Annotated in this window: 19 protein-coding genes; 14 read left to right on the plus strand and 5 right to left on the minus strand. The window is 64.4% G+C overall.

The window, feature by feature from the left end; genetic code table 11:
• Positions 1 to 332: 332 nt before the first annotated feature.
• Both VGD10_RS02320 and VGD10_RS02325 read left to right on the plus strand, forming a co-directional pair.
• Entirely contained in the window at positions 333 to 1190 is an 858-nt protein-coding gene (locus VGD10_RS02320; protein WP_331039181.1) for an alpha/beta hydrolase, read from the plus strand.
• Positions 1191 to 1305: 115 nt separating this feature from the next.
• On the plus strand, positions 1306 to 2712 hold the full coding sequence (locus VGD10_RS02325) for an NAD(P)H-dependent flavin oxidoreductase (protein WP_331039182.1): 1407 nt from the start codon (positions 1306 to 1308) through the stop codon (positions 2710 to 2712).
• A gap of 56 nt (positions 2713 to 2768) precedes the next feature.
• Here VGD10_RS02325 and VGD10_RS02330 read toward each other — a convergent pair whose 3' ends face one another.
• On the minus strand, positions 2769 to 4352 hold the full coding sequence (locus VGD10_RS02330; protein ID WP_331039183.1) for a M10 family metallopeptidase: 1584 nt from the start codon (positions 4350 to 4352) through the stop codon (positions 2769 to 2771).
• Between the two features lie 207 nt (positions 4353 to 4559).
• Between VGD10_RS02330 and VGD10_RS02335 the strand changes: the two genes are divergently transcribed.
• From VGD10_RS02335 to VGD10_RS02360, 6 genes are all read left to right on the plus strand, one after another.
• Entirely contained in the window at positions 4560 to 5033 is a 474-nt protein-coding gene (locus tag VGD10_RS02335) for an SH3 domain-containing protein (protein WP_331039184.1), read from the plus strand.
• Positions 5020 to 5751 carry a trehalose-phosphatase gene (gene otsB / locus VGD10_RS02340; RefSeq protein WP_331039185.1) on the plus strand — a complete coding sequence of 244 codons (732 nt, stop codon included), beginning with the start codon at positions 5020 to 5022 and terminating at the stop codon, positions 5749 to 5751. The genes VGD10_RS02335 and otsB overlap by 14 nt, the downstream gene beginning before the upstream one ends.
• Entirely contained in the window at positions 5748 to 7538 is a 1791-nt protein-coding gene (locus VGD10_RS02345) for a glycoside hydrolase family 15 protein (protein WP_331039186.1), read from the plus strand. Before otsB ends, VGD10_RS02345 begins: the two co-directional genes overlap by 4 nt.
• Complete coding sequence (gene otsA / locus VGD10_RS02350; protein ID WP_331039187.1) at positions 7535 to 8938, plus strand: alpha,alpha-trehalose-phosphate synthase (UDP-forming); 1404 nt, start codon at positions 7535 to 7537, stop codon at positions 8936 to 8938. The genes VGD10_RS02345 and otsA overlap by 4 nt, the downstream gene beginning before the upstream one ends.
• Positions 8939 to 9056: 118 nt before the next feature.
• Complete coding sequence (locus VGD10_RS02355) at positions 9057 to 9416, plus strand: PilZ domain-containing protein (RefSeq protein WP_331039188.1); 360 nt, start codon at positions 9057 to 9059, stop codon at positions 9414 to 9416.
• 15 nt (positions 9417 to 9431) lie between these two features.
• Complete coding sequence (locus tag VGD10_RS02360; protein WP_331039189.1) at positions 9432 to 9677, plus strand: hypothetical protein; 246 nt, start codon at positions 9432 to 9434, stop codon at positions 9675 to 9677.
• A 126-nt stretch (positions 9678 to 9803) separates the two neighbouring features.
• Here the strand turns inward: VGD10_RS02360 and VGD10_RS02365 are convergent, their stop codons facing one another.
• Positions 9804 to 10256, minus strand: coding sequence for an AAC(3)-I family aminoglycoside N-acetyltransferase (locus VGD10_RS02365; RefSeq protein WP_331039235.1), 453 nt, complete (start codon positions 10254 to 10256; stop codon positions 9804 to 9806).
• The gene (locus tag VGD10_RS02370) at positions 10253 to 11440 is read right to left on the minus strand and encodes an acetyl-CoA C-acyltransferase (RefSeq protein WP_331039190.1); all 1188 of its coding nucleotides are present in this window, start codon (positions 11438 to 11440) and stop codon (positions 10253 to 10255) included. Before VGD10_RS02370 ends, VGD10_RS02365 begins: the two co-directional genes overlap by 4 nt.
• Positions 11441 to 11546: 106 nt before the next feature.
• Between VGD10_RS02370 and VGD10_RS02375 the strand changes: the two genes are divergently transcribed.
• Genes VGD10_RS02375 through VGD10_RS02400 form a run of 6 tightly spaced genes read left to right on the plus strand, consistent with a single transcriptional unit; the run spans position 11547 to position 17745 of the window.
• The gene (locus VGD10_RS02375; protein ID WP_331039191.1) at positions 11547 to 12698 is read left to right on the plus strand and encodes an isovaleryl-CoA dehydrogenase; all 1152 of its coding nucleotides are present in this window, start codon (positions 11547 to 11549) and stop codon (positions 12696 to 12698) included.
• Positions 12698 to 12976, plus strand: coding sequence for a hypothetical protein (locus VGD10_RS02380; RefSeq protein WP_331039192.1), 279 nt, complete (start codon positions 12698 to 12700; stop codon positions 12974 to 12976). Before VGD10_RS02375 ends, VGD10_RS02380 begins: the two co-directional genes overlap by 1 nt.
• Positions 12973 to 14568, plus strand: coding sequence for a carboxyl transferase domain-containing protein (locus VGD10_RS02385; RefSeq protein WP_331039193.1), 1596 nt, complete (start codon positions 12973 to 12975; stop codon positions 14566 to 14568). Before VGD10_RS02380 ends, VGD10_RS02385 begins: the two co-directional genes overlap by 4 nt.
• Positions 14569 to 14570: 2 nt before the next feature.
• Positions 14571 to 16460, plus strand: a complete 1890-nt coding sequence (locus VGD10_RS02390) for an acetyl/propionyl/methylcrotonyl-CoA carboxylase subunit alpha (RefSeq protein ID WP_331039194.1) — start codon at positions 14571 to 14573, stop codon at positions 16458 to 16460.
• Positions 16460 to 16912, plus strand: a complete 453-nt coding sequence (locus VGD10_RS02395) for a MaoC family dehydratase (RefSeq protein WP_331039195.1) — start codon at positions 16460 to 16462, stop codon at positions 16910 to 16912. The genes VGD10_RS02390 and VGD10_RS02395 overlap by 1 nt, the downstream gene beginning before the upstream one ends.
• A complete protein-coding gene (locus VGD10_RS02400; RefSeq protein ID WP_331039196.1) occupies positions 16909 to 17745 on the plus strand; it encodes a CoA ester lyase in 837 nt (278 codons plus the stop codon). Before VGD10_RS02395 ends, VGD10_RS02400 begins: the two co-directional genes overlap by 4 nt.
• Before the next feature lie 80 nt (positions 17746 to 17825).
• Here VGD10_RS02400 and VGD10_RS02405 read toward each other — a convergent pair whose 3' ends face one another.
• On the minus strand, positions 17826 to 18563 hold the full coding sequence (locus VGD10_RS02405; protein WP_331039197.1) for a hypothetical protein: 738 nt from the start codon (positions 18561 to 18563) through the stop codon (positions 17826 to 17828).
• 3 nt (positions 18564 to 18566) lie between these two features.
• Positions 18567 to 19760, minus strand: a complete 1194-nt coding sequence (locus VGD10_RS02410) for a toxic anion resistance protein (RefSeq protein ID WP_331039198.1) — start codon at positions 19758 to 19760, stop codon at positions 18567 to 18569.

Consider the following 19760-nt stretch of genomic DNA (forward strand, 5'->3'; position numbering starts at 1 on the left):
TTCACCTACAATCGTGCCGGGCAGATCGAGACGGCGACGCGTTCGAACGACGCCGATGCCTGGACGGGGCATGGATCGGGGGTGACGGACAGCGCATCGAATGGGCTCAACCAGCTGACCGGCCTCGCCAAGGGCGCGATGACGAGCGCGCCGGGTTACGACCCCGACGGCAATATGACCTCGGACTGGCAAGGCGGATCTTCTCCTACAGCGCCGAGAACACGCTCACGGGCGCGAACGGCTACAGCCTTGCCTACGATCCCTTGCTGCCGCTTCGCCACTTGCCCCCGCCGCGGGTGGAGCGATAGGAACGGTAGCGAAAGGGGCCCTGCATGGCGGAGTGGAGCGATGGCTATTGGTGGTCGAATGATGGCCTTCGGCTCCACTATCGCGACTATCCGGGTTCATCGAAGCGGCCTCCGGTCCTCTGCATTCCTGGACTTACCCGTAACGCCCGCGACTTCGAAGGGGTTGCGAAGCGGCTGTCGCCTGACTGGCGGGTCATCTGTGTCGAGCTGCGCGGGCGGGGGGAGAGCGCTTATGCCAAGGACCCGATGTCCTATGTGCCGCTCACCTACCTTCAGGACCTCGAGGCGCTGATCCGGGAGTTGGGGCTGACGCGGTTCGTGCTGTTCGGCACCTCGCTCGGCGGGCTCCTCACCATGCTGCTGTCGGTGAGCCATGGCGAGAAGATCGCTGCGGCCTTGCTCAATGATGTGGGGCCGGTGCTGAACGAGCGCGGGCTGGAGCGGATCAGGTCCTATGTCGGGCGCTCGCAAAGCTGGCCCACCTGGATGCATGCGGCCCGCTATTTCAGCGAGGCGCAGGGCGAGGTCTTCCCGAAATGGGGGCTGGAGGAGTGGCTGGTCTTCGCCAAGCGCATCTGCAAGCTCAATCCAAACGGCCGCATCGTCTTCGATTATGACATGCGCATCGCCGATCCGTTCAAGGTGCCGGGCGGCGAAGTGGATTTCGATCCGTGGATCGCTTTCCGCGGATTGAAGGACGTGCCCTTGCTCGTTGTGAAGGGCGAACGTTCGGACCTCCTCACCGCCGACACGCTGGCGAAGATGCAGGCGGAAATGCCGAAGATGGAAAGCGTCGTCGTGCAGAATGTCGGCCACGCCCCGACGCTGGAGGAGCCGGAGGCGGTGGAGGCGATCGACAGGCTGCTGAAGCGGACGAAATAACCGGAGCCGCCACTAAAATGCCGCGAGTGCGTTCTGATGGCGCGGCCACACGCAAATATTTGGCGCAAGCGCGTGCTTTTCGCTTATAGGCCGCCCAGCTTCTGTTGGAGGTAGAATGTTCAAGGGTATTCGGCCGATCCGCTATGGCGGCCGTGAGGTGCTCCCGCTGATCGAAGGCGGGAAGGGCGTGTCGGCGACCAATCATATGAGCTCGGGCGCCTGGGCGGCGGCGGGCGGCATCGGCACCGTCAGCGCGGTTAACGCTGACAGCTACGATCCCGAAGGACGCATCATCCCGCAGGTTTACAAGGCGCTCACCCGCCGCGAGCGGCACGAGGAGCTGATCCATTACGGCATCGAAGGCGCGGTGGCGCAGGTGCAGCGCGCCTATGAGATGTCGAACGGGCAGGGCGCGATCAACATCAATGTGCTTTGGGAAATGGGCGGCGCGCAGCGCATCCTTCAGGGCGTGCTGGAGCGGACCAGGGGCATGGTCGCGGGCGTCACCTGCGGCGCGGGGATGCCGTATAAACTGTCGGAGATCACCGCGTCCTACGGCGTCTCCTATCTGCCGATCATCAGCTCGGCGCGCGCGTTTTCCGCGCTTTGGAAGCGGGCCTACTCCAAATATGCCGAGTTCTTGTCGGCGGTAGTTTACGAGGACCCGTGGCTCGCCGGCGGGCATAACGGCCTGTCCAATGCGGAGGACCCGCTCGTGCCGCAGGATCCTTATCCGCGGGTGAAGGCGCTTCGCGACACGATGCGGCAAGGCGGCATTTCGGACGACGTACCAATCGTGATGGCTGGCGGCGTCTGGAATTTGAAGGAATGGGAGCATTGGATCGACAATCCGGAGTTGGGGCAGATCGCCTTTCAATTCGGAACGCGGCCCTTGCTCACCAAGGAAAGCCCGATCCCTGAGGAGTGGAAGCAAAGGCTGATGACGCTGGAGGAGGGGGATGTTCTGCTGCACCGTTTCTCGCCGACCGGCTTCTATTCGTCGGCGGTGCGCAACCCATTTCTTCGCAGTCTCGAAGCGCGGTCGCACCGGCAGATCGCCTTCACGAAGGAGCCGCTCGGCGACCATGAGTTCGAGCTGGACGTGGGCGTTCGCTCCGGCCGGAATTTCTGGGTGACGCGCGGCGATCTCCTCCACGCGCGCGAATGGTATGCGCAAGGGTTCACCGAGGCGCTAAAGACTCCGGACGAGACTTTGGTGTTCGTGACGCCGGAAGAGAAAGCGGTAATCCGAAAGGATCAGGCGGACTGCATGGGCTGTCTCAGCCAGTGCGCCTTCTCAAGCTGGGCCGACAATGAGAAGAATTCGACCGGCCGCCTCGCCGATCCGCGCAGCTTCTGCATTCAGAAGACGCTGCAGGACATCGCGCATGGCGGCCCCGTCGATCAGAACCTGATGTTCGCTGGCCACGCGGCCTTTCGGTTCAAGAAGGACCCCTTCTATTCGAACGGCTTCGTGCCGACGGTGAAGCAGCTCGTCGAGCGGATACAGACCGGCGACTAGTTCAAAAAAAAGGGCGCCTCCGAAGAGGCGCCCTTCTTCCAACTGGTAACTTCGGCTCAGACGAGAAGGTCTGTTGCGACCACCGTAGCCGAACCAAGGTCGATCACGAAATCTGCGACGCGGTCGCCATTGAGATCGCCGGCAAGGAAGTTGCGGCCGCCTTCGGAGTAGGTGCGAACTTCGTCACCGCCCGTGAAAGCTCCGTTGCCGATGAAGGTGAAGCCCTGATCGCCGGCGGTCGCGGGATCAGTATCGAACGGACGAAGATCGATGCGGTCGGTCCCGCTCACGAAGTCGAGGATCGTGTCTATGCCCCCCGTGTCCGACACGATGAACCTGTCCTGCCCGGCGCCGCCGATCAGGATGTCGTTGCCGGCGCCGCCATTCAGTATGTCGTTGCCTGCACCAGCATCGAGGCGGTTGGCAACCTGATTGCCAGTCAGGCGATCATTGCCGCTGCCGGCCCTCCCGTCTTCGATGATGGTGCCGAAGGCGATCGAGATGTTGTCCGATAAGAAGGCCGGGTTCGAGGTTTGGCCCGCGAACACAGCGTTCCAGAATGCTTGCGTGCCGTTGATCCCCCAGCGGGCGTTCAGCGCCGCAACGTCGGGCGTGCCGTAGCCGGAGCTGAACCCGCCTTCGTTGAGGTCGAGAACGCTATTCACGGTCCAACCGCTCAAGTCGAGCGTATCATGACCGCCGGCGTCGTAGATGGCGACATAGGGGTTCTTGTTGATCGTGAAGTCGAACACGTCGCGACCGGCATTGGAATTGAAGCCATAGGTGGTATTGCCGGTCCGCGTCGTCAGATCCGCGCCATAAATCGCCTGAACGGCGGCAATGTCGTGGATCATCGGCGTCTGGGGCGTCTGAGCGTAGCCGGTGTACCAGTTCACCCAGCCGACCGTGCCGGTGTTGGTCGCATTGAAATACGACATGATCGTATATTGCAGCGAGTCCTGGAAATATTCGGCGTCCTCGCCATAGGTCGCAGGTCCGTCGCTCGCGTCATAGTCGCCGGGGTGCGACAGGCCGATCGCGTGGCCAAGCTCGTGCACCAGCGTTGTTTGACCATAGCCGCCGTAGAACAGCTGATCGTTGGTCGGTTGTTCGTTGTTGACGAAGACGTCACCCTGCTGCCGGGCACCGGGGCCATGGCCCCCTGAATAGAATGGCTGGAAGGCTGCTGCCTGACCGGGGCCGGTCGTCGTGTTCATCAGGTTGATGTCGGCGCCGTTACCGTTCCGCTCGACGAACCTTGGGGCAATAAGGTCGTCCCAAAGCCCGATCGCTTCGCGGGTGGCAGCGCGCTGTTCGGCGGTAAATGGGCTGAAGCCGGCGACATACTCGTCCAAACCCGGGCCGAACATCGCATCGACCAGCTGGCTTCGGCTGCGATAGAAGCCAGTCGGCTGATTATCGACGAAGCTGTAGGTGATGGTGCCGCGCGGTCCCACCTCCCAAAGGGCGCCGCTACGGCCGAGCTGGGCAGCGGCCTGTTCCGGGGTAAAAACCGGCAGGCCATTATAGGCAATGCCGTTGCCGTCGGGGTCCGGGTTCACATAGTTGAACACATTATATTCGTCGGCTGTCGGCAGATCGCCCTCAACGTCGACAGAACTGATTATTGGTCTAGGCACATCCCTCTCCTTGTGCAGAACGCCGGATGGGCCGAATCACCCCCCAAGCGCGCAGGGCGAAGAGTTGCTTAATTATAAAATGCATTCAATCTCATTATCTTACGAATAGGCTGAAGACGCATGAACGGCGCGAAGGCGTAGAAATTGGCTGGTTGAAGGGATGCTCCTCCCACGGCTAGAGAAGACGGGGCGGAGGACGTAACTTAGATGCTGAGAGCATTTGCACTAGCGATCATCTTCCTTTTTGCGGCACCTGCAGGCGCGCAGAAGGAGCGGGAGACGCCTTATTGGGCGTCCATTTCCGCGGGCAAGGCGATGATGCGTACGGGGCCGGGGAAGAATTATCCGGCGACCTGGCTCTACCAGCGGGCGGACCTGCCGATCAAAGTCGTCGAGGTCTATCCCAATTGGCGGCGGGTGCAGGACCCGGAGGGCACGACCGGCTGGATGCTGGTCCATCTTCTCAGCGACACCCGCACCGGTCTCGTCACCGGCACCGAGCCGCGCCCCATGCATGCGGAACCCGATGCAGGCTCGCGAATTGCATATCGGGCAGCCCCCGGCGTCGTCGGGCGGCTTGTCTCGTGTGATGGGGGGTGGTGCCTGTTCGATGTCGGCGGAAAGCGCGGCTATATCCAGAAAAGCCACTTCTGGGGCGCGGACCCGGGTGAGTCCTTCTAAGGCACCGCCGCAGACGCTTCTCGAGGGCGCGGCGCTCTTCCTCGATTTCGATGGGACTCTGGTGGAGCTGGCGGAGACGCCGGATGCAATCCGCGTCGATCCCGAGCTTCCCTCGCTGCTGAAGCGGGTGGCGACGCGCCTCGGCGGACGGCTTGCCATCGTCAGCGGCCGATCGATCCAGGATCTGGAGCGGCACATGGATTGTGCGGGCGTCGCCGTGTCGGGATCGCACGGCCTGGAGCTGAGGCTGGCCGACGGCGAGCATATTCCCCTGTCAGCGCCGGTTGACCTCAACGAAGCACGGGAGGAGATCCGGAGCTTCGCCGCGAGCTTGCATGTGCTGCTGGTCGAGGAGAAGCCGAGGAGCGTCGCGCTCCATTATCGGCAGGCACCGGAGCGACAGAAAGAGGTCGAGGAGTTCATGGCCGCGCTGGCGAAGAGGAGCGGCCTCACCGTGCAAGCAGGCAAGATGGTGCTGGAGCTCCGGCCGAAGGGCGCCGACAAGGGGGATGCGGTGCGGGCGCTGATGGCGGAACCGCAATTTGCCGGCGCGCGTCCTCTGTTCGTGGGCGATGATCTGACCGACGAAGACGCTTTCGAGGCCGCGGCTGCGCTTGGCGGCGCGGGCATTCTCGTGGGGCCGGAGCGGCCTTCTGCGGCCGTGTGGCGGCTTCCCAATGTCGCGGCGGTCGCAGCCTGGCTCAGAGGGGCAGCGTGAGCGACCTTTCGCTGTGGCCGATCGGCAATTGCCAGGTGAGCGCGCTCATAGACGGGCGCGGCAGCTTCGTCTGGGCCTGCGCGCCGCGTGTGGACGGCGATCCGCTCTTCTGCTCGCTGCTGGAGCCGAAGGTGAACGGCGAGGACGCGCGCGGCGAATGGACGGTTGAGATCGAGGATCAGGTTTCGGCCGACCAGCGCTATCTTCGCAACACCCCTATCCTCGTCACACGCCTCACCGCGGCCGACGGTGCCGTGGCCGAGGTCTACGATTTCTGCCCGCGCTTCGAGCGGTCGGGGCGCATGTACCGGCCGATAGCATTCGTGCGGATCGTGCGGCCCGTGACAGGCACGCCGCGGATCAAGGTGACGCTGACGCCCGCCGTCAATTTCGGCGCGAAGCGGGCGGAGACGACCAGCGGCACCAATCATATCCGTTACCTGCTGAAGTCGCAGCCCCTGCGGCTCACCACCGATGCGCCGGTGAGCCACCTGCTAGACGGCCGCTCCTTCCGGCTCGAAAAGTCGCTGCATTTCTTCCTCGGACCCGACGAGCCGTTCGTCGGAAATGTGGGCCATACGCTGGCGGCGATGCTGCACCAGACAGCGGACGACTGGCGCGACTGGGTGCGCGGGCTCGCCATCCCACTAGAATGGCAGAAGGTGGTGATCCGCGCCGCGATCACGCTGAAACTCTGCCAACATGAGGAGACGGGGGCGATCGTGGCCGCGCTCACCGCCTCGATCCCTGAGGCGGCGAACAGCGGCCGCAACTGGGACTATCGCTACTGCTGGATCCGCGACGCTTATTATACGGTGCAGGCGCTTAACCGCCTCGGCGCGCTCGACGTGCTTGAGAATTACCTCTCCTATCTCCGCAACATCGTCGACGAGGCGAAGGGCGGGCACATCCAGCCGCTTTACGCAGTGTCGGGAGAGGCGCGGTTGGAGGAGTGGGAGGCGGAAGGGCTTGCCGGCTACCGTAGCATGGGACCGGTGCGGGTTGGGAACGCCGCCTATACGCAGGTCCAGCATGACGCATACGGCCAGATCGTGCTGTCGAATGCGCAGGCATTCTTCGACGAACGGCTGTTCCGTAAGGCGACTGCGGACGATTTCGCCAGCCTCGAGAAGGTGGGGGAGCGTGCCTGGGAAATGCACGACCAGCCCGACGCCGGGCTATGGGAGTTCCGCACGCGGACAAGCGTTCACACCTATAGCTCGGTGATGAGCTGGGCCGCCTGCGACCGGCTTGCAAATGCAGCTGAGGCGCTCGGGTTAGACGAGCGGGCTGCGCTTTGGCGCGAGCGAGCGGCGAAGGTGCGGGAGACGATAGAGCAGCGTGCCTGGCATGAAGGTGAGAAGCGCTTCGCCGCCAGCTTCGGCAGCGACGAACTTGATGCAAGCCTATTGCAGCTGATCGACATGCGTTTCTTGACGCCGGACGATCCGCGCTTTGTTGCCACCTTCAATGCGGTGGAGAAGGGACTTCGGCGCGGCGAACATATGCTCCGGTACGCAAGCGAGGACGATTTCGGGCTGCCGGAAACGGCGTTCAATTTCTGCACCTTCTGGCTGATCGAGGCGCTGCACATCGTCGGCCGGCAGGAAGAGGCACGGGCGCTCTATGAAAGCATGCTTGATCGGCTGACGCCCGCGGGGCTGCTGTCGGAGGATACAGACTTCGAAACGGGCGAACTCTGGGGCAACTATCCGCAGACCTATTCGCTTGTGGGACTGATCAACTGCGCGGGGCTTCTGTCCCGGCCGTGGAGCAGCATCAGATGAGCCGCCTCATCGTCATTTCGAACCGCGTGTCGGCACCGACGTCCGAAGGCGGTACCGGCGCGCAGGGCGGCCTGGCGGTGGCGCTGGCGGCGGCGCTCCGCGAGTATCGCGGCCTCTGGTTCGGCTGGTCGGGAGAGAAGACGGACGAATTCACCGGCCATATTGACTTCCAGCGAGCCTACGGCGTCACAACGGCTACGATCGATCTCGAAGAGCAGGACGTCGACGAATATTATAACGGCTATGCCAATCGCACGCTCTGGCCGCTCTTCCACTACCGGATCGACCTTGCCGAATATGACCGGAGTTTCGGCAGCGGGTATGAGCGTGTCAACGAGCGGTTCGCGGATACGGTCGCGCCGCTGATCGAGCCGGACGATCTGGTCTGGGTGCATGACTATCACCTGATTCCACTTGGCGCGCAGCTTCGGGAGAGGGGGCTCCGGAACCGGATGGGCTTTTTCCTGCACATCCCGTGGCCGCCGTCGCGCCTAATGGTGTCGCTCCCCGCGCATGAACGGCTGGTGCTGTCGTTGCTCGCTTATGACGTGATCGGCTTCCAAACTGAGGAATGGCTCGAAAGCTTCAAGCATTATGTGGAGCGGGAGCTTGGCGGCCATTGCGATGCGGACGGCTGGGTCCATGTCGGCAACCGCTCCGTCCATGCCGCGGCCTATCCGATCGGCATCGACTTCAAGGAGTTTAGCGAGGCCGTGCAGAGCGACGGCGCCCGTGCTGCCTACGAGCGGATGAAGAAGAGCGCGGACGGGCGGCGCACCATCATCGGCGTCGACCGGCTGGATTATTCCAAGGGCCTCGAAGAGCGGTTCCTCGGCTACCGCCGCTTCCTCGAGGAGCATGAGGAGTGCCTCGGCAAGCTTTTCCTCCTCCAGATCGCGCCGCCTTCGCGCGGCGAGGTCCATACCTACGAGATCATCCGCGAGCATCTCGACGAGCTTTCCGGCCGCATCAACGGTGAGTTTGCCGAGGTGGACTGGGTGCCAATCCGCTACGTCAACCAGGGCTATCCGCGGGAAGACCTTGCGGGCTTCTACCGCGCCGCCGAGATCGCGCTGATCACTCCGCTCCGGGACGGCATGAACCTCGTCGCCAAGGAATATGTGGCGGCGCAGGACCCGGAAGATCCCGGCGTCCTCATCCTCTCCCGCTTCGCGGGCGCGGCGCTGCAGTTGAAGGATGCGGTTCTGGTGAACCCCTACAGCAAGGAAGAGATTTCCGACGCCATTCATCAGGCGCTGCAGATGCCGCGCGAGGAGCGCATCCGCCGCTGGCGATCGATGATGGATGTCGTCGAGAAAGAGGATGTGGTCGCCTGGCGCCAGGCTTTTGTCGGCGCACTGAAGGGGGCGACGCCTCAGGCCGCGCGGGCGGCAGGCTAGCGGGCTGTTTCCTCGGAACTTCGCGATTCCGCAGCGTCAAGTTCGCACTTTCGAAACCAATTTGGGTTAACGGAGAGCCCTTCGTCTCCAGGGCGAGACACCAAGGTCGGGGCAGCTGATGTTGCACGCACGCAAATTTGAAACGGTCGCCGGCAATCGCCGGGACAGCGACCGCCTTTCCATCCGCTTCACCGCGAACGTCGCCGACGGCGAGGGAGGGCAGGTCGCGGTCCGAGTCATAAACCTGTCGCGACAGGGGTTCATGGCCGATTGCGATGCGGGTCTGCCGGTGGGCACGATCACCACCTTCACCGCGCCCAATGGCGAGACCTTCTCGGCCGAACTGCGCTGGGCAGAGCATGGCCGGATCGGCTGCCGCTTTGAGCAGGAACTAAGCTGGGAAGACGTGCTTGGGCTGGGCCTCGAAGAACTGAACGCGGGCGAGGTGCCCGGCCCGGAAGCGCTCGCTGCGGGCTGAAGGCGACACGCTGTAATGTATTTTTCGCCCATAGAGGTGCCGGCCGACGACGTCGTGGCGGGGAAGGCACAAGCGACTAAGCCGCGCTCACGGCTTCTCACCCAGGAAGTGCGCGCCAAGGCAACCTTCTTCTCCGCCATCGCCGCAGCCCTACTGGCAGCGTGCAGCACGCAGCCGCAGCGCTTTGCCAGCGGGGAGGAAGTCGAGGCGGCCGTCCGTCATGCCGAACAGGAACTCGCCTCCGTCCGCCACAAGAGTTAAGCGGCGACTGCTCGGAACGCCGGAATCACACCCGAGAATTCCGCGGCGGCTAGATAGACTGGGACAGCGAGGATAAGAGCGTTAGCGACGAGGTGGCTACCGCGGTTCCGCCCAAGGTTATACCTGTTACGGCACCGGAATATCGAAATGAAGCACATCCTCCCGCTGCCCTAGCTTCGAATAGAGTGCAATCGCCGGCTCGTCGCCGTAATCGGCTTGGACGAAGATGACCCAGGCGCCGCGTTCTGCTGCGATGCGCTGAAGTTGGGCGATCATTGCGGTGGCGATGCCGCGGCGGCGGTGGGTTTCAGCGACGGCGAGGTCGTAGATGTATATTTCGCTCCGCTCCTGCTCGAACTTGTCGAGCACGTAGGCGGCGATGCCGCCGACCACTTCCTCACCATCGAGCGCGGCGATGGCGATGAAGCTGTCCTTGCCAAGGAGGCGCTGGAGATAGGCGGCACTCAGGCGCGCGGCGTTATATGTTTCGGGCTCTTCGAAGGCGGCACCGAACATGGTCAGCATGGCTTCGAAGAGTGGGAGGTCGTCCGGCCCCAGCTGGCGGACGGCGAAGCTCAGTTCAGCATCTCCAGCGCGACCGCGGTGGCTTCGCCGCCGCCGATGCAGAGGCTGGCGACGCCGCGCTTGCCGCCGGTTTTTTCGAGCGCCGAGAGCAAAGTCGCCATTAGGCGCGCGCCGGAGGCTCCGATGGGGTGGCCGAGGGCGGTGGCGCCGCCGTGAATGTTGAGCTTTTCGTGCGGGATGTCGAGATCGCGCATCGCGATCATCGCGACGCAGGCGAAGGCCTCGTTCACTTCGAACAGGTCGACGTCGCCGACCGACCAGCCGGCCTTTTCGAGGAGCTTTTGGACCGCGGGTACGGGGGCGCTGGTGAACTTGTCGGGCGACTGTGCGTGGGCGGCATGGGCGACGATGCGGGCGACCGGCTTCACGCCCAACCGGTCGGCGACGGACTGGCGAGTGATGACGAGCGCGGCGGCGCCGTCGCTGATCGAGGAGGCGTTGGCGGCGGTGATGGTGCCGTCCTTCGCGAAAGCGGGCTTGAGGCCGGGGATCTTTTCGGGATTGGACTTGCCGGGCTGTTCGTCCTGATTGACCGTTTCCTCGCCCTTGCGGGTGGTGACGGTGACGGGCGTGATCTCGCGGTCGAAGGCGCCGGACTGGATGGCTTGCGTAGCGCGGCGGAGGGATTCGATCGCGTATTCGTCCTGCTGCGCGCGAGTGAACTGATATTCCCGCGCGGCATCCTCGGCGAAGGTGCCCATGGCGCGGCCGGCGTCGTAGGCGTCCTCGAGCCCGTCCAGCATCATGTGATCGTAGACCGTGTCGTGGCCGATGCGGGCGCCGGCGCGGTGCTTCTTCATGAGGTAGGGGGAATTGGACATGGACTCCATGCCGCCCGCGACGATGAGGTCGGCCGAGCCCGCGGCGAGCATGTCGTGCGCGAAGATCGCCGCCTGCATGCCGGAGCCGCAGACCTTGTTGACGGTGGTGGCTTCGACGGACTTGGGAAGGCCCGCGCCGAGCGCGGCCTGACGCGCGGGGGCCTGGCCGAGGCCTGCGGGAAGGACGCAGCCCATGAAGATCTTGTCGACATCCTCGCCCGAGACGCCGGCGCGCTCCATCGCCGCCTTCACCGCCGTCGCGCCAAGCTCCGTGGCCGAAGCGCCGGAGAGGCTGCCCTGGAAGCTCCCCATCGGGGTGCGGGAGTAGGAGAGGATGACGATCGGGTCGGCGGTCATGGCGTGTCCTTGGAGCAAGTTTGTTGCAGTGCACATAGCGACGCCGCCCGCCTTGTTCAAATGCTGAAGCCTCTGCTAGGGCCGGGGGCAAAGGGAGAGCAGACGCATGGATTTGGGGCTCGATTTCGCGCTTGGCGAGATGGCGGATACGATCCGCGAGACGACCCGCCGCTTCGCCGACGACCGGATCGCGCCGCTGGCCGCGAAGGTTGACGAGGAGGACTGGTTCCCGCGCGAGCTTTGGCCGGAAATGGGAGAGCTCGGGCTTCACGGCATTACGGTTGAGGAGGAGTTTGGCGGGCTCGGGCTCGGCTATCTGGAACATGTCGTGGCGCAGGAGGAAGTGGCGCGGGCGTCCGCCTCGATTGGCCTTTCCTACGGCGCCCATTCGAACCTCTGCATCAACCAGATCAGGCGCTGGGCGAATGCGGAGCAGAAGCAGAAATATCTGCCCAAGCTGATTTCCGGCGAGCATGTCGGGAGCCTCGCCATGTCGGAGGCGGGGGCGGGCTCCGACGTCGTGTCGATGAAGCTCAAGGCCGAGAAGGTGCAGGGCGGCTATGTGCTGAACGGCACGAAGTTCTGGATCACCAATGCGGCCTATGCCGACACGCTCGTCGTCTATGCGAAGACGGGGGAGGGGAGCCGGGGCATCACCACCTTCCTGATCGAGAAGGACATGCCGGGATTCTCGATCGGTCAGAAGCTCGACAAGATGGGGATGCGGGGTTCGCCGACGGCGGAGCTGATCTTCAACGACTGCGAAGTGCCGGAAGAGAACGTGATGGGGCCGCTGAATGGCGGCGTCGGCGTGCTGATGTCGGGGCTCGATTACGAGCGGACGGTGCTTGCCGGCATCCAACTCGGCATCATGCAGGCCTGCCTCGACGTGGTGCTGCCCTATGTGCGGGAGCGGAAGCAATTCGGCCAGCCAATCGGCACCTTCCAGCTGATGCAGGCGAAGGTCGCGGACATGTATGTCGCGCTTAATTCGGCGCGGGCCTATGTCTACACCGTCGCCAAAAATTGCGACGCGGGGAAGACGACGCGCTTCGACGCCGCCGGGGCCATCCTGCTCGCCTCGGAGAGTGCGGTGAAGGTGAGCCTTGAGGCGATCCAGGCGCTGGGCGGTGCCGGCTACACGAAGGACTGGCCGGTCGAACGCTATATGCGCGACGCAAAGCTGCTCGACATCGGCGCTGGGACGAACGAGATCCGCCGCATGCTGATCGGCCGCGAACTGATCGGGGCAGCCTGATGCAGGTCACCATTCCGGGCCTCGACATTATCGAATGGGCGGCCGCCATTTTCGCCGCCGTCGCCGCCTTCATGGTGTCGCTGGACCTGGGGCGGCGGATGACGGGCTTCGCCTTCATCCTGTTCGTCTTCTCGTCGATCGGCTTCATTGCCTACGGCCTGCTCGACCCTGAGCCGGAGGGGGCGATTGCGTCACTCAATTTCGTGCTGCTGCTGATCAACCTTAACGGCGTCTACCGCTATCTCATCCGCAGTAAGCCGCCGGAGCCGCAGGCGTGACGCAGATCGTCAGTAAATATGACGAAGGCGCGGAAACGAGCCGCCGCTATTCCGCACATAATCGCGGGCTGGTCGAGGAGCTTCGCGCGAAGGTGGCCGAGGCGGTGCTCGGCGGGCCGGAGAAGCATCGTGAGCGGCATGTGAGCCGGGGCAAGTTGCTTCCGCGGGACCGGGTGACGCGGCTGCTCGATCCGGGTTCGCCTTTCCTCGAAATCGGCCAGCTTGCGGCGAACGGCATGTATGGCGACGAGGCTCCGGGCGCAGGCATGATCGCGGGTATCGGCCGCGTGTCGGGGCGCGAGGTGATGATCGTCGCCAACGATCCGACGGTGAAGGGGGGCGCTTACTTCCCGATGACGGTGAAGAAGCATCTCCGGGCGCAGGAGATCGCGATCGAGAACCGGCTCCACTGCGTCTATCTGGTCGACAGCGGCGGCGCGAACCTGCCGCATCAGGCGGAGGTGTTTCCGGACAAGGAGCATTTCGGCCGCATCTTCTACAATCAGGCGAACATGTCGGCGCTCGGCATCGCGCAGATCGCCTGCGTGATGGGAAGCTGCACGGCGGGCGGCGCTTATGTGCCGGCCATGTCCGACGAGACAGTGATCGTCCGCAACCAGGGCACGATCTTCCTCGGCGGACCGCCGCTGGTGAAGGCGGCAACGGGCGAGGTGATCTCGGCCGAAGATCTGGGCGGCGGCGATCTCCATGCGCGGAAGTCGGGCGTGGTCGACCATCTCGCCGAAAATGACGAGCATGCGCTCAGCATCGTCCGCGACATCGTGGCGCGGCTGAACAGCGTCAAAGCGGTGGACCTCGACCTTGCCGAGCCGGTGCCGCCGAAGCTTGATCCGGAGGAGCTTTACGGCATCATCCCGGACGATGTGCGGACGCCTTACGACGTGCGCGAGGTGATCGGGCGGATCGTCGATGCATCCGAATTCCATGAGTTCAAGGCGCTCTACGGCACCACCCTGGTCTGCGGCTTTGCCCGGATATGGGGCATGCCGGTCGCGACCATCGCCAATAACGGCATCCTGTTTTCGGAGAGCGCTCTGAAGGGTGCGCATTTCATCGAGCTTGCCTGCCAGCGTCGCACACCCTTGCTATTCCTCCAGAACATTTCCGGCTTCATGGTCGGCGGCAAATATGAGGCGGGCGGCATCGCCAAGGACGGCGCCAAGCTAGTGACCGCAGTGGCGACGGCGCAGGTGCCGAAGATCACCGTCCTCATCGGCGGCAGCTTCGGCGCCGGCAATTACGGCATGTCCGGCCGCGCCTACAGCCCACGCTTCCTGTTCACCTGGCCGAACAGCCGGATCAGCGTGATGGGCGGCGAGCAGGCGGCGTCGGTGCTCGCGACCGTGCACAAGGATGCGGAGAGCTGGACGCCGGAGGAAGCCGACGCCTTCAAGGCGCCGATCCGCCAGCGCTACGAGGATGAGGGCAATCCCTACTACGCCACCGCGCGCATGTGGGACGACGGCATCATCGATCCGGCGCAGACGCGGGATGTGCTGGGCCTCGCCTTCGCTGCAACGCTGAACGCGCCGATCGCCGAACGGGCGCAGTTCGGCCTGTTCAGGATGTGATGATGATCAAGTCGCTCCTCATCGCAAACCGCGGCGAGATTGCCTGCCGGATTATCCGCACCGCGCGGCGGCTTGGTGTTCGCACAGTGGCGGTCTATTCCGATGCGGATCGGAAGGCGTTGCATGTGCGGGAGGCGGATGAGGCGGTCCACATCGGGCCTTCGGCGGCGCGGGAGAGTTATCTTGTCGGGGAGAAGATCATCGCCGCTGCCCGGGAGACTGGGGCTGAGGCGATCCATCCGGGGTATGGGTTTCTTTCCGAGAATGCCGATTTTGCGCAGGCGGTGATCGATGCGGGGCTCATCTGGGTCGGGCCGAAGCCGAGCTCAATCCGAGCCATGGGTCTGAAGGACGCGGCCAAGAAGCTGATGGATGCGGCGGGGGTGCCGACGACGCCGGGCTATCTCGGCGAGGATCAGTCGCCGGAGCGGCTTCAAGCCGAGGCGGATGCGATCGGTTATCCGGTGCTGATCAAGGCCGTTGCGGGCGGCGGCGGCAAGGGAATGCGGCGGGTGAATGCGTCCGCCGAATTCGCCGACCTGCTGCAAAGCTGCAAGCGGGAGGCGGCGTCCTCGTTCGGCGACGACCGGGTGCTGATCGAGAAATATATCCTCCGACCGCGCCATATCGAGGTGCAGGTGTTCGGCGACAGCCACGGCAATGTCGTCCACCTGTTCGAACGCGACTGCTCGCTGCAGCGGCGCCACCAGAAGGTGATCGAGGAAGCGCCGGCGCCCGGCATGGACGAGGCGACCCGCGCGGCCGTCTGCGAAGCGGCGGTGAAGGCGGCGAAGGCGGTCGATTACGTCGGCGCGGGGACGATCGAGTTCATCGCGGACGCATCCGAGGGTCTGCGCCCGGACCGTATATGGTTCATGGAGATGAACACGCGGCTCCAGGTCGAGCATCCGGTGACCGAGGAAATTACTGGCCAAGATCTGGTCGAGTGGCAGCTTCGCGTCGCCAGCGGCGAGCCGCTGCCGAAACGCCAAGATGAGCTGTCGATCAACGGCTGGGCAATGGAAGCGCGGCTTTATGCCGAGGACCCGGCGCACGAGTTCCTGCCCTCGACCGGCTGGCTTGATCATTTCGAGCTTGGCCGCGGCATCCGGATCGATACCGGCGTCGAGGAAGGGGACCGGATCAGCCCTTATTACGACCCGATGATCGCCAAGCTGATCGCGAGCGGCGGTAGCCGCGAGGAGGCGATCGACCGGCTGGTGGACGTGCTTGAAGGCGTCGAGGTGTGGCCGGTGAAGACCAACGCCGCCTTCCTCGCCCGCGCCGCCGCAGATCCGGATTTCCGCGCCGGCGAGGTGGACACGAGCTTCATCCCGAGCCGCATCGACAGCCTCGTTCCTTCATCTGAGCCAAGCGAAGGCGTGTGGAATCTTGCCGCCAATGCGCTGCTCGCGTCCGATTTCGGCAATGGCGACGCGCTCGACCCATGGGCGGGGCTGCAGGGCTTCCGCGCCAACGCGGCTGCCGATCTCCGCATATCGCTGCGTCATGGCGGCGAGACGCGCACGATTGTCGTAGGCGGTGACGAAGAGCTTGAGGGCGTTGCGACGACGCATGGCGACAATGTTCTCGTCTTTACGGACGGGCAGGCATTCGCGTTTACGCTGCCCGGGAGCGGCGGCGGTGCGGCCGGCGGCGCGGCGGGCGACGGGTCTCTCATATCGCCCATGCCGGGGCGCGTAATCGCGGTCGATGCGCGGCAGGGGGATCGGGTGACGAAGGGGCAGAAGCTGGTCACGCTCGAGGCGATGAAGATGGAGCATAGCCTCGTCGCGCCGTTCGATGGCGTCGTGGCGGAGCTGAATGCGGCGGAGGGGGCGCAGGTGACCGAAGGGACGTTGCTGGCGCGGATCGAGAAGGGGGAGGGCTGATGCCCGGGCGCTATTTCGAGGATTGGACGGTTGGCGACACGCTGACGCACCAGCCGCACCGGACCGTGACGGAGGCGGATAATCTCCTCGTCTCGACGCTCACGCACAATCCGCAGCCGCTGCACCTCGATGCCGAATATGCGGCCGCCACCGAATTCGGACGGATCGTCGTCAACGGCACCTTCACCTTCGCGCTGCTGGTGGGGCTGTCGGTCGGCGACACGACGCTGGGGACGCTGGTCGCGAACCTCGGCTACGACAAGGTACGGATGCCGAAGCCGGTCTTCATCGGCGATACGCTCCGCGCCGAGACGGAAGTGGTCGGGCTCAAGGACTCCAATTCGCGGCCGGAGGCGGGGGTCGTCACCTTCGCGCATCGCATGCTGAACCAGCGGGACGAGATCGTTTGCACGATGGAGCGTACCGCTTTGATCCAGAGGCGGCCGGCATGAGGATGCGCTCGCTCCTCTTCGTGCCGGGGGACCGGCCGGATCGGATGGCGAAGGCTCTTCGATCGGGCGCGGACGGGCTGATCCTCGACCTCGAGGATGCGGTTGCGCCGGCCGCGAAGCCGGCGGCGCGGAAGGCTGTCGCCGAGTTCCTGAAGGCGCATCCGAACGATGCTATCTGGGTTCGGGTGAACCCGCTCGACAGCCCGGAATGCGAGAAGGATCTGGCGGCAGTGGTGCCGAACCACCCGGACGGCATCGTGCTGCCGAAGGCGGAAGGCGGCGCTTCGGTGAATGAACTGGCGCGGCGTCTGACCGAGCATGGCAATGCCACGGCCAAGATCCTTGCCATTGCCACCGAGACGCCGGCCGCCATATTCCAGCTCGGTAGCTATGGCGGCGCAAAGCGGCTTGCGGGCCTCACCTGGGGCGCCGAGGATCTGCCGGCGGCGATCGGCGCCTCGACCAGCCGGGAAGCGGACGGGCGCTATACTGCGCCCTACGAGCTTGCCCGGTCACTCTGCTTGTTCGGAGCGGCGGCGGCGGGCGTGCTGCCCATCGAGACCGTGTTTCCAGCGTTCAAGGACAAGGAAGGGCTGGCCGCTTACGCCGTCCGCGCGCGCCGCGACGGCTTTGTCGGCATGATGGCGATCCATCCGGATCAGGTGCATGTGATCAATCAGGCCTTCACGCCGACGCAGCAGGAGATTGAGCATGCGCGGGCGGTGGTCGCCGCCTTTGCGGCCAAGCCCGATGCGGGGGCTCTCTCGCTGGATGGTAAGATGATCGACCGGCCGCACCTGGTGCAGGCGCAGCGGATTTTGAGCCAGCTCTAGCGCCGTTCAGCCGCCGTCTAAGTCACTGATCTATAACATGCATCAGGGCGGCGCCTTTCCCTAGTGGCGTCGCCCGCCTTTCACTCGCTCTTGATGCCGTCCTTGTCGCTGTAGCGGCTTTCGATGAAGCGGCCCTGCGTCTCGAACGCGTCCATGTCGGTCTTGGCGAGCTTCTGCCCGATTTCGGCAAGCGCCTGGTTGGCGGCGTCGAGGCTTGCGGCGAGGCGCTCGTCCACCGTCATGCCCTCCGCATCGCGCTGGTGCCGATAAGGCGCAGGCACCCGCTCGTAGCGTTCGATCAGTTCGGGCAGATGCTTGCCCATCAGCCGCCGCGCATCCTGCGCCAGCGGGTCCAGTGCATCGACTTCGCCGAGGCGGCTTTCGAGCAAAGGAAGCTGCTGGCTGATCGCGTCCACGCGCCGCGCGGCAGGAGCGGGGAGGGCGGGGCGGCGGCGGTGGAGGAAGCCGTCCAGCGTCCGCACTACGTCGCGGTTCGGCATCTGCTCGTTGAACGACTTTTCCGGCTTCTCTCCGCCCCAGACGGAGAAGAAGACGAGGATGAAGAGCGTCGCGATGGCGGCGATGAAGAGGCCGCTCCAGCCGATGGGAGAAACGAACAGGCCCCAGGCCATGGTGGCGACGATCAGCGCCACGAGCGCCATGCCGATATTCGCGAGCCGCCGCCCGACAGTGGCCGCGCTCCTCCCCATATGCCGCCGCCGTGCCGCGCTTGCCGCGGGCGTATGGCCGTCCAGCCGCGCCGAATAGGCATCGAAGCGCGCGATGGCGTCCTCTACGGTGCGGGGCGTCCGCGCCATCCCTTATCCTTCGATGGCCGTGAGCGGCGATTCCGCGGTCGATCCGGCGAGGCGGTTCTGCTCGACGCCTTCGGCGCGGGCGATGTAGCCGCGGCTCTTCTCGACCTCGTTCGAGAGCACGTTCACCGTCTGCTTCATCGATCCCAGCGCCTCGACCTTGAAGCGGTCGATCGTGTCCATCGTGTCATAGATGTTTTGGAAAGCGCGCTGCAGCGTTTCGAGCGGGATGGTCGAGGACGCGGTTTGCTTGTGGATCTCGCCCGACTGGTTTTTCAGCATCGATCCGGTGCCTTCGATGACGTTGGCGGTGGTCGTGTTGAGGGCGGTGATCTGCTCCAGCACGAGTTTCTGGTTGGTCAGCGCCTGCGCGACCGTCACGGCCGTGCGGAGCGCGGAGACGGTGGTGGTGGAGGCGCGGTCGACGCCCTTCACCAGCTCGACATTGTTCTTCTTGACGATGTCGAGCGCGAGATAGCCCTGCACGCTGACCGCCATTTGCGTCAGCAGATCAGTGGTGCGCTGGCGGGTGTAGAAGAGCGCCGTCTCGCGGATCGCCTTGGCCTTGACCGGGTCAGTTGCGTCGAGTTCGTTCGCCTTCTCCTCGAGCTTCGCATCCATCGTCTTGGAGATGTGGATCATCTGCTCGAGCTTGCCCATCGTCTTCCAGAGATTGGCGCGCTCTACGTCAATGGCGGCGTTATCCATCAGCAGCTCGTCCTTGCCGGAGGCGAGGCGCGACAGGATCGCGGCGATATGGGTCTGCGCCGACTGATACTGGCGGAAGTAGCCCTGCAGCCGGTTGCCGAAGGGGATGATGCCGAGGAACTTCTTCCGGCCCGTCAGCTTGCCCTGCCGCGAGGGATCGAGGTCCTCGACGGTCTTCCGAAGCTCGGTCAGGTCGGTGCCGATGCCGCTTTCCTTGTCGATCGCCTTCACCGGCCGGTCGAGGAAGCGGTTGGAATGGCCGGCCGCCTCCGCAATCTCCTTGCGGCCCATATTGGTAAGCTGGTCGATCTTCTTGCCGAAATCAGGGCTGTTGGCGTCGATGGCGACAAGCTCGTCGATGAAGCTGTCGACCTTCGTCTCGAGCTGCGTCTTCTCCTCGGTCTTGAGGGGCACCAGCCCGGCCGCTTCGTCAGGCTGAACCGGGTTCAGAACCTCCGGCGCTTCGAGCTTCAGCTTGGTTTCCGTCGCCAT

It is taken from the genome of Allosphingosinicella sp. (genome assembly GCF_036402135.1).
In the GTDB taxonomy this organism is placed as follows: Bacteria; Pseudomonadota; Alphaproteobacteria; order Sphingomonadales; family Sphingomonadaceae; genus Allosphingosinicella.

Bases quoted from the DNA above. Each gene is read 5' to 3' on its own strand.
- VGD10_RS02320 (WP_331039181.1), top strand. From the start codon at position 333: ATGGCGGAGTGGAGCGATGGCTATTGGTGGTCGAATGATGGCCTTCGG.
- VGD10_RS02325 (WP_331039182.1), top strand. From the start codon at position 1,306: ATGTTCAAGGGTATTCGGCCGATCCGCTATGGCGGCCGTGAGGTGCTC.
- VGD10_RS02335 (WP_331039184.1), top strand. From the start codon at position 4,560: ATGCTGAGAGCATTTGCACTAGCGATCATCTTCCTTTTTGCGGCACCT.
- otsA (WP_331039187.1), top strand. From the start codon at position 7,535: ATGAGCCGCCTCATCGTCATTTCGAACCGCGTGTCGGCACCGACGTCC.
- VGD10_RS02355 (WP_331039188.1), top strand. From the start codon at position 9,057: ATGTTGCACGCACGCAAATTTGAAACGGTCGCCGGCAATCGCCGGGAC.
- VGD10_RS02360 (WP_331039189.1), top strand. From the start codon at position 9,432: ATGTATTTTTCGCCCATAGAGGTGCCGGCCGACGACGTCGTGGCGGGG.
- VGD10_RS02370 (WP_331039190.1), bottom strand. From the start codon at position 11,440: ATGACCGCCGACCCGATCGTCATCCTCTCCTACTCCCGCACCCCGATG.
- VGD10_RS02375 (WP_331039191.1), top strand. From the start codon at position 11,547: ATGGATTTGGGGCTCGATTTCGCGCTTGGCGAGATGGCGGATACGATC.
- VGD10_RS02380 (WP_331039192.1), top strand. From the start codon at position 12,698: ATGCAGGTCACCATTCCGGGCCTCGACATTATCGAATGGGCGGCCGCC.
- VGD10_RS02390 (WP_331039194.1), top strand. From the start codon at position 14,571: ATGATCAAGTCGCTCCTCATCGCAAACCGCGGCGAGATTGCCTGCCGG.
- VGD10_RS02395 (WP_331039195.1), top strand. From the start codon at position 16,460: ATGCCCGGGCGCTATTTCGAGGATTGGACGGTTGGCGACACGCTGACG.
- VGD10_RS02400 (WP_331039196.1), top strand. From the start codon at position 16,909: ATGAGGATGCGCTCGCTCCTCTTCGTGCCGGGGGACCGGCCGGATCGG.
- VGD10_RS02405 (WP_331039197.1), bottom strand. From the start codon at position 18,563: ATGGCGCGGACGCCCCGCACCGTAGAGGACGCCATCGCGCGCTTCGAT.
- VGD10_RS02410 (WP_331039198.1), bottom strand. From the start codon at position 19,760: ATGGCGACGGAAACCAAGCTGAAGCTCGAAGCGCCGGAGGTTCTGAAC.